Source organism: Lactiplantibacillus xiangfangensis, from assembly GCF_001438845.1.
Classification (GTDB): Bacteria; Bacillota; Bacilli; order Lactobacillales; family Lactobacillaceae; genus Lactiplantibacillus; species Lactiplantibacillus xiangfangensis.
The window spans coordinates 88,233-101,502 of the sequence record NZ_JQCL01000103.1 but is presented as its reverse complement, the minus strand read 5'-3'; the positions used below and the strand labels follow the sequence as shown (position 1 = coordinate 101,502).

At 46.2% G+C, this 13,270-nt stretch carries 12 protein-coding genes; 6 read left to right on the top strand and 6 right to left on the bottom strand.

Going from position 1 to position 13,270, the window contains the following annotated elements; genetic code table 11:
* Positions 1-751: 751 nt before the first annotated feature.
* From IV64_RS13060 to IV64_RS13050, 3 genes are all read right to left on the bottom strand, one after another.
* A complete protein-coding gene (locus IV64_RS13060) occupies positions 752-1,234 on the bottom strand; it encodes a universal stress protein (protein WP_057707690.1) in 483 nt (160 codons plus the stop codon).
* A gap of 66 nt (positions 1,235-1,300) precedes the next feature.
* The gene (locus IV64_RS13055; RefSeq protein ID WP_237757349.1) at positions 1,301-1,621 is read right to left on the bottom strand and encodes a hypothetical protein; all 321 of its coding nucleotides are present in this window, start codon (positions 1,619-1,621) and stop codon (positions 1,301-1,303) included.
* A gap of 878 nt (positions 1,622-2,499) precedes the next feature.
* Positions 2,500-3,780, bottom strand: coding sequence for a replication-associated recombination protein A (locus IV64_RS13050; protein ID WP_057707689.1), 1,281 nt, complete (start codon positions 3,778-3,780; stop codon positions 2,500-2,502).
* A gap of 122 nt (positions 3,781-3,902) precedes the next feature.
* Between IV64_RS13050 and gshAB the strand changes: the two genes are divergently transcribed.
* The 3 genes from gshAB to IV64_RS13035 all read left to right on the top strand — a co-directional run bounded on the left by gshAB (position 3,903) and on the right by IV64_RS13035 (position 7,213).
* On the top strand, positions 3,903-6,152 hold the full coding sequence (gshAB, locus tag IV64_RS13045) for a bifunctional glutamate--cysteine ligase GshA/glutathione synthetase GshB (protein WP_057707687.1): 2,250 nt from the start codon (positions 3,903-3,905) through the stop codon (positions 6,150-6,152).
* A 162-nt stretch (positions 6,153-6,314) separates the two neighbouring features.
* Positions 6,315-6,593 (top strand): autorepressor SdpR family transcription factor, encoded by a 279-nt coding sequence (locus IV64_RS13040; protein ID WP_057707685.1) that lies wholly within the window; start codon positions 6,315-6,317, stop codon positions 6,591-6,593.
* Entirely contained in the window at positions 6,590-7,213 is a 624-nt protein-coding gene (locus IV64_RS13035; RefSeq protein WP_057707683.1) for a DUF1648 domain-containing protein, read from the top strand. The genes IV64_RS13040 and IV64_RS13035 overlap by 4 nt, the downstream gene beginning before the upstream one ends.
* A 63-nt stretch (positions 7,214-7,276) precedes the next feature.
* Here the strand turns inward: IV64_RS13035 and IV64_RS13030 are convergent, their stop codons facing one another.
* On the bottom strand, positions 7,277-7,735 hold the full coding sequence (locus tag IV64_RS13030; protein WP_057707681.1) for a YueI family protein: 459 nt from the start codon (positions 7,733-7,735) through the stop codon (positions 7,277-7,279).
* A 151-nt stretch (positions 7,736-7,886) separates the two neighbouring features.
* Here IV64_RS13030 and IV64_RS13025 point away from each other — a divergent pair, with 151 nt between their 5' ends.
* Positions 7,887-8,504, top strand: a complete 618-nt coding sequence (locus IV64_RS13025) for a DUF1054 family protein (RefSeq protein WP_057707679.1) — start codon at positions 7,887-7,889, stop codon at positions 8,502-8,504.
* Between the two features lie 266 nt (positions 8,505-8,770).
* Here the strand turns inward: IV64_RS13025 and rpsD are convergent, their stop codons facing one another.
* Positions 8,771-9,379 carry a 30S ribosomal protein S4 gene (rpsD, locus tag IV64_RS13020; protein ID WP_057707677.1) on the bottom strand — a complete coding sequence of 203 codons (609 nt, stop codon included), beginning with the start codon at positions 9,377-9,379 and terminating at the stop codon, positions 8,771-8,773.
* A gap of 197 nt (positions 9,380-9,576) precedes the next feature.
* Entirely contained in the window at positions 9,577-10,038 is a 462-nt protein-coding gene (locus IV64_RS13015) for a GAF domain-containing protein (protein WP_057707675.1), read from the bottom strand.
* A 170-nt stretch (positions 10,039-10,208) separates the two neighbouring features.
* Here IV64_RS13015 and ezrA point away from each other — a divergent pair, with 170 nt between their 5' ends.
* A complete protein-coding gene (gene ezrA, locus IV64_RS13010) occupies positions 10,209-11,930 on the top strand; it encodes a septation ring formation regulator EzrA (protein ID WP_057707673.1) in 1,722 nt (573 codons plus the stop codon).
* 175 nt (positions 11,931-12,105) lie between these two features.
* Positions 12,106-13,260: a cysteine desulfurase family protein gene (locus IV64_RS13005; protein WP_057707671.1), complete on the top strand. Its 1,155-nt coding sequence runs from the start codon at positions 12,106-12,108 to the stop codon at positions 13,258-13,260.
* Positions 13,261-13,270: the final 10 nt, after the last annotated feature.

Genomic DNA, 13,270 nt, shown 5'->3' with positions numbered 1-13,270 from the left:
TACCAGGTGCAAAAATCAGCTGACTTTCTTGATCAACACCACCAGTAATGCTGGTATTGAGACGGCAATGAAAACGCCGCTGAGTAGCATATCAGCGGCTAAACTGGTACCGTCATCCCGATTGTTACTATGACCCTTTATGTCTAGTTGGTTCATCACGGGACTGATGGATTCATGATATAGCCTAGATTTGTTTTTTCTCGTAGTATCATCAAGGTTTAAAGATTTAGTCGTCAGTGACGTCATTTTAACGCGTACTTTGCTAAAATTTGGCGCTAACAATCTTAGCGCTGGAAAAGCAACCAAATAGGATAATGACCATAAAGTGTTCAAGAAATACCAATGTAAAGGCATGGTACCGTTAGGTTTGGCTGTCATAAAATAGAACACCGATGCGAAAATCACCATACCATGTGCGTATGAAATCAGAATGTTTTTTATGATTTTCATAGGTTAACTCACTGTATCATCTAGTCGTTACCGCCGTTAGTCTAGGTATAGTCGCCCCTTTGAATAAGATAGTGCTGATTGTAATACTTTAAAAATCTAAATCAATATATGGACTCAGTTATAGTCAATATGTAAGTAGTGGGCGCTGAAAAGCCTTTTAAATCAAAAATTTCTAAAAGGATAGTTAACTTTTGGAATCAACAACGCTATTAAAGATTGAGAGATAAATTATAGTCTTTTAGCAAACCTTAAGGGGACTAAAAAAGGCCACCATTACGGTGACCTTTTTTAGTGGGACAAATTATTTTTTCTTAGGTTTAGGTGCAGGCTTGTTTTCCAAGTCAGTCCGGACAACGAGCACGTCGCATACCGCCATACGGGTGACGTATTCGGTTACGGATCCAATCAATAAGCGTTCTACCGCGTTAAGCCCGGTAGCGCCAATCATGATTAAATCAATGTCCAAATCTTTAGGAACGTCGCGTGCGATGATCGTCTTGGGTGCGCCGTATTCGATCGAATAGTCGACGTTTTCCAAGCCGTCCGCCTTGGCTTCGGCAACGTATTTATCCAAAGTCTTTTGGGCGGTATCCGTCACTTGTTCAACCATCGTGGTGTCAAAACTCGAAATGTTTTGGAATGCTCGGGTATCCACGACATGCACCATGTGCACGGACGCTTTAGGACCGTTACGCTTGGCGACAGCGACCGCTTTCTTAAATGCTAATTCCGCTTCATAAGAACCGTCAACGGGAACTAAAATGTGTTGGTATTGTTGTAACATGATTCTCACCCCTCAATACTTTATACCTATATTGTAAAGGTTTTCGTAATAAATAAAAAGCGTTTTCTACTGGAATTGCATAAAACTGACCAAAAGCAAGCCAACGGCCATCATGATCAAACAACCACTAGCGAGGACGATTGCAATCCAGACGGTACTTTGAAAGAAGACGGTGACGGCACTAGCGACGGCAACTAGTAGCATTAAGCTACCGCCGTAACGCGCGACGTGCTTGACCGTTGGGGTTTGATTAGGATCAAACGTGAGAAAGGGGCGGGACTGGTGACTGACAAGGTAGTAGCCAATCCAGCCAGCAATCAGGGTGTAGATAATGAGCATTAGGGTGATCAAGGCGATATCGTCCTTTCGTAACTTATATTTTGACATTTAATTAACGCTTTTCAAATGGTAACACACTTGATGTGTGTGCGGTGTTTGATTTTATAATTAAAGATTGAACTAGAAAATTAGCATTTTTCAGCGCTTCGCCTGCAGAATCAGTGGGCCATGGGGTCGCCTACAGACAAGAAACGGTCTTCCACCTCGCTTGAAAGCCTCAAAGGACGAGTCTTTCAAGTCGCCCCGCACTGTAACCTGGTAAAAAACACCAGCTAACAGTGCCGACACGGCCCACTGGTTTTGCCGGCTACGCTGAGATTTTTTTAAAAACAAGGTAGTAACCTCAACGTAGCTGGAGGTCGTCCATGATGAATTTGCCGTGAGGGTGGCGTTAATCGGTGATTTCCCGATTTTACGCCACCGACATCTTGAGAGACACGTTTTTTCGGCTCTCAAGTGAGGTTCATGACCGCTTTTTGGCATGAACCGGTCGCCACGGCAGATGAAATCACGGACGGCCGGAAGCGGGAAAATTAATAATTTTAGTGGTCCTAACGTTGCTATATCAGTTAATTAGTAATCGTTTTCGTCTTTTAACTTTTAGTTTTCTAAAAGTAATTTTGAATCGCAACAAAAAAGGCCAGAACCGGAGTCCTGACCAACGGAAGTAAACTTCCGGAAAAACTAGTGGTGCCGTTAACCGCCCTTCAGTATTGACCCGCTTCAACGCAGGTGGGATGAGCTGACTAATCCTCTAACTACCAAAGGATAAGGCATGTTATGATAACTAGCTAACACTCTTCCCAAAGTTAAATTACTTGTTCGGCAACACTTTGTTTAGGGCAATGCGCACACCTTAGTAATTTCGACTTATAGTCTAGCATATAAAAATAAAAGTTGCAATGATTCGCAATAGGGCAATGTTGTTAGCGGTTTCTAGCATTGGCTTTTAATAATTTTTGATATTGTTCGGCGAGGGCGGTTTCGTACCGACCGTTCGTCTTAGGTTGGTAGTATTCGGCCCCTTTAATGGCGTCTGGTAAATACTGTTGCGCGACCCAGTCACCGGGGTGATCGTGTGGAAAGTCGTAACCGACGCCGTGACCTAGTTTAGCAGCGCCTTGGTAATGCGCATCCTTCAAATCGGCGGGGATGTCCCCGTAATGGCCCTTCCTGACCGTGGTCAAAGCAGCGTCCATAGCGTTGATACCTGAATTTGATTTAGGCGACAAAGCGAGTTCAATCACCGCGTCGGCTAACGGAATGCGGGCCTCAGGGAAACCGAGCTGGTCGGCTGCTTGCACGGCCATGACCGTATGGGCGCAGGCGGGTGGATTCGCCATTCCAATGTCTTCATACGCAATGACCATTAAGCGCCGCATGATACTCTTCAGGTCACCGGCTTCGACTAAGCGGGCGAGATAGTGTAACGCCGCGTTAACGTCGGAACCCCGAATCGATTTTTGAAACGCGGAAATCACGTCGTAGTGGGCATCTCCGTCCTTGTCAGCGGACAGGGCCTTTTTTTGTAAGCATTCTTCGATAATGGCTTGTGTCACGTGAATAACGCCCTGGTCGTCCGGTGTGGAAGACAAAACGGCTAGTTCCAGTCCGTTGAGTGCGCTACGTAAATCACCGTTCGTTGCGGTGCACAAGTGGTGCATGGCACCGTCCGCTAAGTCAACGTGGTGGTCGCCGAGCCCGTTAGTTTTATCTTTTAAAGCCCGTTCAATGGCCGTTTGAATGTCAGTCGCCGTTAGTGGGAAGACTTGAAAGATTTGGGTCCGACTGCGAATCGCTGGATTAATACTAATATAGGGATTCTCAGTCGTAGCCCCAATCAAAATAATGCGGCCGCTTTCTAGGTGCGGTAGTAAGAAGTCTTGCTTGGTTTTATCCAAACGGTGGATTTCATCTAGTAAGAGAATAACGGTCCCACTCATTTTGGCTTCTTCAGCGACGATTTGTAATTGTTTTTTACTATCAGTTGCGGCGTTCAGCATGCGAAAGGCGTACTTGGTTGAACCAGCAATCGCACTTGCAATGCTAGTTTTACCAGTACCCGGGGGACCGTATAAAATCATTGAGGACAGGCGTTTGGCCGTGACCATTCGGGCAATGATCTTACCGGGACCGACGAGTTGTTGTTGACCAACGACGTCTTCGATGGTTTGGGGTCGCATCCGATAAGCTAGTGGCTGTTGCATCCTTTAAAATCTCCCTTGCAAAAGTAGTCCTAATTATTATAGCATTTAGGAAGACGGACACCGAACGATTGGTTCAGGACCCAGTACGGTATAATAACTTAAAAATGATAGGATTGATTTAGATGGAATTAGATGCCATTGGTAAAGCAATCACGGAGTACCACTTGGTTCCGCTCGTGAGCCATTCAAATATGGGCTTGGAAGTCACGATGCAGCGAGTGGATGGTAGCGGCAAGCTGTCAACGCAACCGATGCCTGAAGCACTAGAAAAGACGCGCCAAAATCATCAAATTCATAATGAGTTTGCACAGACGCAGTTGAAGTTGGTGACCCCAGCTACGGCCGATGTCGATGCGTTAATGGCTTACTTGGCTGGCCTAAATACCACGGTTCGCCGGGCGCTGGCAGAAGACGACTATTTATGGCCGTTATCAAGTAACCCGATCTTACCCGCAAAACTGACGGAGATTCCGTTAGCCGACAATGATGCGGTTGGGTTTAAGCGCCGCCAAGCATTAGCCCAAAAATATGACGTGCGCCGGTTAATGACAACCGGGACGCACGTTAACTTGAGTTTTAACGAACAGTTATTTACGCGCTTGTATTCAGAAACGTTCCACCAACAGTTTGATAGCTATGTTGATTTTCGGAATGCGGTCTATCTGAAGGTGGCCCAAGGCTTTGTTCGTATGAACTGGCTGATTCAATACCTCTTCGGCGCAACGCCAACGTTGGACGTTACTGACCAAGCCACTAAGCGGCAACGGAGTAGTGTGCACCACTCGGCCAACCGGTACAGTCAGGTCAAGGGCGATTACACCTCGATTGACCGGTACGTCGCAAAATTACAAGCTGACGTACGGAAAAAGGACCTGTTATCAGTCAGTGATTTTGACGGTCCCGTGCGTTTTCGGAGCACCGGCCAGTTAAGTACGCTGGCACGCCAAGGGGTCTATTATTTGGAATTTCGTGGCTTAGATCTCGACCCAACTAGTCCGATCGGTGTGGATCAAAATGCGGTTGAATTCTTGCGGCTATTGGCTAGCTACTTTGTGATGATGCCGGCGTTACCGGCTGCCATGGTGGCTCAAGTGAGTGAACAGGCGGATCAGTTGGTCGATCAAGTGACGGGTGAGAACCCGACGACGGCCAGTGCGCAAGCCGTACCGGCAACCCAAGTTTTAGATGCGTTACGTCATTTTGTGACTAAGAACGGGTTACCTAATAGTGATGCCGTGTTGTTAGATCACTTGAAGGAACGGGTTGCTAATCCTAAACTAACACCCAGTGCCCAAGTTGCCGTGCAAAAAGATCCGTTAGCGTGGGCGAACCAGTGCGCACGGGACTATCAGGCGGTTGCCATTGACCGTCCGTTTGAACTCCCCGGGTTTACGGACTTAGATTTATCGAGCCAGTTATTGACGGAACAGGCGTTAGCACGGGGCATCCAAGTCAACGTTGTGGACAAAAAAGCCAATATTTTACGGTTGACCCAGCAAGGACAAGCACAATTAGTCGTTAATGGGAGCGGGACGGACTTAAATCCCCAAGCACTCACAACGGTTTTGACGCATAAAGTCGCTGCTAAGCAAATTATGGCCGAACACGGGGTACAGGTACCGGCCTCACAGACGTATCATTCGGCCAATCAGTTAATTGATGACTATGACCGCTTTGTGAGTGAAGGTGGCATCGTTTTGAAGGCCACTGACCAGGATCACAAAGTGGTTGCCTTTCGGATTATGCCTAAACGCGAATTGTTTGAACAAGTGGTTCGGCAACTCTTTGAGCAAACCCAGACGGTGATGGCCGAAGAACTGGTCGTTGCGTCCAGCTACCGGTTCCTCGTCATTGGCGGTCGGGTCAAGGCCATCGTTGAGCGGATTCCCGCTAACATTGTGGGGGATGGGCGATCAACCGTTCAGACCTTACTAGACCGTAAAAATGCGCGTCCGTTGCGGGGTGCAGCGTTTGCTTACCCACAGTCGGCCGTTAAGTTGGGGACGGTCGAACGTTACCGCTTAGACTCATACCATCTCGATTTAGATTCAGTAGTCGGGCGGGGGACGCAAATTCTGTTGCGAGAAGACGCCACTTTCGGGAATGGTTCTGACGTCTTGGACGCCACCACTGATATGCACGCTTCGTACGTCCAAGCAGTTGAAAAATTGGTTGCCGACTTACACTTGAACGTGGCGGGCGTCGACGTGATGATTCCTAACTTGTATGCGGAACTGACACCGGAACACCCTGAAATGGCCGTTTATCTTGGTATTCACGCGGCACCATTTCTATACCCACACTTATTCCCAATGTTTGGGGATCGTCAGCCAGTTGCTGGTCAATTATTAGACGAACTATTTAAAGATTAAAATTAATAACGCCAGTGCGATGGGATTTATTTTCCCGTCACGCTGGCGTTTTCTTATGAACATGATCTATTTTGAACATTTTCTAAATAGGTATTGTGAATCGACCGAAGTTTGCTATAATCTATTTAGAGATATCTCTAAATAACTTTGAAGGTGAATACCATGGCACTTAATCAGACGTTTAAAGCAATTGCAGATCCAGTTCGGCGGCAAATTTTGGAAGGGCTACGGACCCACCGCCAATCTGCTGGTGAGATTGCGGCGGCGTTTAATCTCAGCCAAGCAACGGTTTCTTACCACTTGAAACTATTGCGTCAGGCCGGGTTAGTCAGTGTGACCAAAGAAAAGAATTTTATTTACTATGAACTTAACGCGAGTGTGTTTGAGGAAATGCTAACGTGGTTATACGGAATGCGTAAAGGCGAGGGGGAATCAAAATGAAGATCAAAGGACAAACGTGGCTCAGTTACTTGGTCATTATTTTACCAATCAGTTATGGATTGCTGAATTATGGGGCGCTACCAGCCACGATGGCGACGCATTTTAGTGGTGCGAACGCGCACCCGGATGGGTATATGACCAAGCCGTGGATGGTCTTTGGCATGCCTTTATTGATGCTGGCGTTACAATTCTTTTGTTTGACCGTGACCCGGTTGAACAGCCAACATAAGGGGACCGCCCCACGATTTGAACGGGTGGTGACGTGGATTATTCCATTAGTGACGGTCGTGGCGTACGTCGCAACGATTGCGTACAACTTGGGGCATGCGGTTGATATTTGGCGCATCGCGATTAGTTTGGTGGCCGTGATTTTTATAGCGATGGGGAACTACCTACCGACCATTAGTGCTAGCCAGTATCAACAAATGCACCGCGGGTTTCAGCCCCGGCCGGCTGCCTGGCATCGTTTAAAGTACTGGTATGGTTACCTACTTGTGGGGAGTGGGATATTACTGCTGCTGAGTTTATTCACGGTTCCGCTAGTTGCGGGTGTTATTCTTGGGGTGACCGTAGTAGCGATGTTAGTGATGTCGATTTATGGGATGCGCCAGCGTGTTTAACGACAACTAATTTTTGAGTAAATCTAAAAAAGGTTTGAGACTAGTGCCTCAAACCTTTTTGTTTTAAAATAATCGTTTTAATTTTCCAAGTAGCCCGTGTGGTTCATTTGTTTGGGTGTCACGCGCTGCGGGTTGGTAGCGTTGTTGTACATCAATCACATCCTGATTGATTGCCGTACTAGCCGTGAATACAAGGGCGTAATCATCGTCGCCGGTACGGTAGATGTCGTCGGTTTTGATCGTAAATTGAATATTGGCCTGGCTGGCCGCCTTAATGTACGGTCCAATGAAGTCCTGGTCAAGGTTTCCGTTAATGTATAACTTATAATCAGGGTGGGCAGTGAAAGCTTGCACCATCTCATCAACGTAATGGGCCCGTTTTAACTGGTAAACCGTCACGGCAACGTCGACGCGTTCACGGAAAGTCCCGAGGTACTTACGCTGTTCGTCGGGATGCAGCTTTGGCGTCCCGTGCATAGCGGTCTGAATACGATCAACCGGTTCTTTTTCTATATCAGCCATTGTCTAACATCCTTTCTTAGATTATCCATTAATTGTAGCATGTTCCCAAATGAATAGCGATGAATATCCGTGAACTAGGGTGGTAGTAGGCTTTTGCGGTCGTACGCAAAATAAGGTATGGTTAAGGCAACGTACAAGGAGGCAATATGAAATGTTTACCCGCAAAGATTTCGAGATTTTTGACGACCCAACTCTAGCCGGTCGAATGAATTTAATTAAAACAGTAATCGATCCGAAGTTTGAAGCGCTGGCACCCACAATTATGGCAGCGTTACCCGTACCAGTCGAACAACCATTTTACGCCCACGTGGCGAAGCACTTGCGCCGGTTTAAAAATCCACCGGTTGATACGTGGGTGGCGTTTAGCCAGAACAAGCGGAGCTACAAAGCGTGGCCGCATTTTGAGTTAGGCTTATGGCCAGATTCCTTGTTTATTTACTTTGATGTATTGGATGAGGGGAAGGCCCAGGTGCAAACGAGTTTGTCGGCCGCGGAGTTGACTAAGATTTTTGTGGACGTTCCCACGGATTTTGTTATCAGCAATAACCATGGAGCGGCACCGACGCAACCAGCTACGGCGGAAAGCGTTGCTAAAATGTTAACTAAGTTTGCGCAGTACAAGCACAGTGAGCTGGTCGTGGGGCGGCAGATTCTGGTGGATGATCCGTTGTTTGATCAGCCTGAAGCATTGACGACGACCATCATTGAAACGTTTAAGCAATTGATGAAGTATTACCAGCCAATTATGACGGCGGTGGCGCGTTCATAATATTTTGAAGAGTGGGGCAAAAGGCGGTTAGTTTGTGAGCATTAACGTGAAATCAGCGATTATTCCTGGGCTTGGAATGGTCGCTGATTTCGGGTTAAGCGGAATAAACTGCCTTTTGTCCCACGTTTCGGCCGTAATAATAGGGAAAACCAGTCAGAAGTATTTGATACTTCTGACTGGTTTTTGAGTTTTGTCCAAAACTATTTTTTATGGTCATACAAAAAAAGCACCGCCGTAGCAGTGCTTTCGCTTCCGTAAACCGGAAATTAAAGTTTGTTGTAGTATTCAACGATTAATGATTCGTCGATATCTGCTTCAAGTTCTTCACGTTCTGGTAAACGAGTTAATGAACCTTCAAGCTTGTCAGCGTCAAATTGAACGAAGTTAGGACGTGCAACAACGGCTTCAACAGCGCCGGTGATGACAGTTAACTTCTTAGACTTTTCGCGAACAGAGACCACTTGGCCAACACTTACTTCGTATGAAGGAATGTCAACGCGTTTGCCATCAACAGTGATGTGACCATGGTTTACTAATTGACGAGCTTGACGACGAGTCGTAGCCAAACCTAAACGGTAAACCATGTTATCTAAACGACGTTCGAGTAAGATCATGAAGTTAACACCATGCTTACCTTCGCGGATCTTGCCGGCTTTAAGGAATAAGTTAGAGAATTGACGTTCAGTTAAACCGTACATCATCCGTAACTTTTGCTTTTCACGTAATTGGGTACCGTATTCTGACATCTTACCGCGACGACCTTGGCCATGATCACCAGGTGCGTATGGGCGACGTGCTAATTCTTTACCAGTACCTGAAAGGGACATTCCCAAACGACGGGAAATTTTCCAACTTGGACCTGTATAACGAGACATAAATTGTTTCCTCCAATAATTTTAGTTGGAGTAAAATAAGCCGATGTGAGTTCGATATTCGTTCAGACCGGACTGCAGGTTTCACCATTGCAGCCGCAGGTTACTAACTGACCATCAAGGCACCAGTCTGTTGACGAGCTTACCACTCACTGCTGCGTTATTTTACACAAAGAGTAGCATAGCATGTTTGACCTAACTTAGTCAATGTGTTGCACCAGAATGTTGACGAATTCAGTCAGTTCGGCCTCGTTTTCTGCGGTAAAACGGTCGAGTGATGGAGAGTCAACGTCTAAAACACCGATTTGATGGCCATCCTTCGTAATTGGAACAACGATTTCAGAGTTGCTGGCGCTGTCACAAGCGATGTGGCCTGGAAATTCATGAACGTTTTTAATGCGTTGGTTCGTCTGGGTCTTAAAAGCGGTCCCGACGACACCGGCGCCAACCTTAATGTGCATGCAGGCAACTTTGCCTTGGAATGGTCCTAGGTCGAGTTCACCCGTGGTTTGGTTGAATAAGTAAAAACCGGCCCAGTTAAGATCATCGTAAGTACTATTTAGTAACGCGCTGGCATTTGCCAAGTTGGCCACTAAGTTAGTTTCTTGAAAAAGAAGTGCGTCTAACTGTTGATTCATAAGTGATGTTTCGGTGGTAGACATGTAAAAATCCCTCCTGAAAGTTCATAAATTCATACTGTTTGACAGTTATGACTATGTTATAATTTAAGGTAGATTTTAATTGGATTTTCAGAAAAAAGCAAGGTTACGGTTCAACAGGGTGAGGCGCAACTGCAATTAAAACGGAATAAATTTATGTGAGGGGTATTCATATGCAAGTAGCAATCGGCATTGTCGTTGTCGCGATTGTGATCTACGCTGCGGTTAAGGGCTTCCAAGTATACATAGATAAACAAGTCCAACAATTGACCGTTCGACAACGGGCGTTGGTCGAGCAAGCGCAGACAACGGATTTCGAAAAAATTGAGCAGTTAGGTTTGACGGGTGGTTCGTTAGCCAAGCTGGAAGCATTGCAAAGTGAAGGTCAAAAAGTAGTCGATGACCAATTACCCGCCGTAAGCGAACAGTTGACCAAAATCACCGAACTCGCACGCAGTGTTAAGTTTTTAGAGGCAAAGCAGGGTGTTAAAGCCGTGAACGAACAGCTTGATGCCATTGAAAAGCAGGGTTCCGAGATTCGCAAAGGACTGCAGGCACTTGATGACGCTGATGAAGCGCACCGAGAAGCCGTTGCTAGCCTTGAAAAGAAGTACCAGGGTTTACGTAAGACGTTATTGTCACAAAACTTTTCGTTTGGGCCGAGCATTGATAAGTTGGAAGATCGTTTATCCAACCTGGAAAGCGACTTCGACCGCTTTTCCGAGTTAGCTAAGTCGGGTGACCACGAGGCGGCGGAAAAGGTGTTAGACCAGTTACGTCATGACACGAGTGCTTTGGAAATGGATATTGACCGGATTCCACCAATCTACAAGGATTTAGTGAGTGGTTTTCCTGATCAGTTAGCTGAATTAGCAACGGGTTATCACCAACTGGTTGATCAACATTTTCATTTTGAAGTGGCGACGATTGAACCTGAATTGAACGCGTTGAAACAAGCGATTGATGACAATACCGCGTTACTGGGCGACCTAAAAGTTTCCGATGCTGAAAACGGCAACCATGCTATCGAGAAACGCATTGATCACTTATACGATGTGATGCAGGTCGAAATTGATGCGAAGGAAGTTGTTGATAAGCAACAGGGCGAAATCAGCAAGTTCTTGACGCACGCGATGAATCAAAACCACCGCTTGCAAATTGAATTGGATCGACTCGCACAGAGTTATACCTTGAATAATCACGAAGTTGAACGGACCCGTGAATTGAACGAACAACTCAAGGGAATTGAATCGATTTATCAAGCCGACATGACGGCGCTAACTAGCAAACAGGCGGTTTATAGTCAAATTGCAGCGCACTATGAAGAGCAAGATAAGCAGCTAAAAGGGATCGAAGAAGAACAGGTCGCCATCAATGATGGGGTTGCTAATTTAACGGCTGAAGAATCTAAGGCACATGAAACCTTACAACGCTTTGACTTTGAGATTCACGCGGTTAAGCGGCAGGTCGAAAATGTCAATTTGCCTGGTTTGCCGAAAGATTACCTCGACTACTTCCAAGTGGTTTCAAAAGAAATCGAACGGCTGGATCATGACATCAATAAGTTAGTCATTAATATGGATGACATTACGAAACAGTTGATCGTCATCCAAGCAGATATGGCAACTTTAAAGGAAAAGACGAGCGACTTAATGGACGCTGCCATGATGGCGGAACAATTATTACAGTACGCCAACCGTTATAAGACCAATCATGACGAAGTACAGGCGGCTAGTGAAGAATCACAACGCTTATTCAATGAAGAATACGACTACGCACGGAGCTTGGAAATCATTGCGACGGCGGTCGATAAAGTTGATCCGGGGGCTTACAAACGGATCGAAGATAGTTACTATGGTCAAAAACAGGCTGACCGGTCCGAAACTGAAGGTTAGGTTGCGGTCAATCACGGCGATTCGAATCACGTTGATTCGAATCGTTTTTTAGTGGTTACGACTAGCTCGACGGACAAAAGGACTTGTTTCAACGTGATTATTTGGTATAATTGCAAAGAATTCTTATCGAAAGTAAGTGCGTGGCACTGCTTTATTAGAAAGTGAAGGCTCAAACATGATTTATTTTGATAATAGTGCGACGACTCAGGCGGCACCAGCCGTACTAGATACTTATACGAAGGTTTCCCAACAGATTTGGGGGAATCCTTCTAGTTTGCACCGGTTTGGCGAAAACGCATTCCATTTATTGGAACAATCACGGCAGCAGATTGCAACGTTGATTGGGGCCAAACCGAATGAGATTTTCTTCACGTCCGGTGGAACTGAAGGCGACAATTGGGTCGTTAAGGGGACGGCGATGGAGAAGCGGTCGTTTGGGAAACACTTGATTACCACGGCGGTTGAACACCCAGCGATTCATAATTCAATGGAACAGTTGGAAGAATTGGGCTTTGACGTTACCTACCTGCCCGTTGACGCGGAAGGCCGAATTAGCGCGGCGGACTTAAAGGCTGCGATTCGTCCGGACACGATTTTAGTTTCGACGATGGCTGTGAACAACGAAATCGGGACGATTCAACCCTTGTTAGAAGTGGCGGACGTCTTGAAAGCTTACCCCAAGATCCACTTCCACATTGATGCTGTGCAAGGCATTGGTAAGGGCATCCAGGACATGATTATGAATGACCGGGTTGACTTTGTGACGTTCTCTGGTCATAAATTTCACGCACCACGGGGCGTTGGCTTCATTTATGCGCGTCAAGGCCGTAAACTCTCGCCGCTCATGACCGGTGGTGGTCAGGAAAGTAACTGGCGTTCAGGAACTGAAAACTTGCCCGCCATTGCCGGAATGGCCAAAGCGTTACGGTTATTATTGACCGATGAAGATGGAAAAGTGGCCCGTGAACGTGCCATCAAGCAACGGATCTACGACCACATTAAGACGTTCCCTAAAGTCACCATCTTCAGTCAGCCAACGGACGGTTTTGCCCCCCATATCCTGTGTTTTACCATTAACGGGGTTCGTGGTGAGACCATCGTGCACGCGTTTGAAGATCAGGATATCTTTATTTCAACAACGAGTGCTTGTTCATCTAAGAAGCACTTGGCGTCCAGCACGTTAATGGCGATGCATATTCAAGAAAATGTCGCTACAAGTGCCGTACGAATTAGTTTAGACGAAAACAACACGTTGGCTGAAGCAGATGAGTTTATCAAAGTCTTCGATAAGTTATATCAAAAGTTTTCTAAAATTAATGCGGATGCCTAAATCGTGTTAA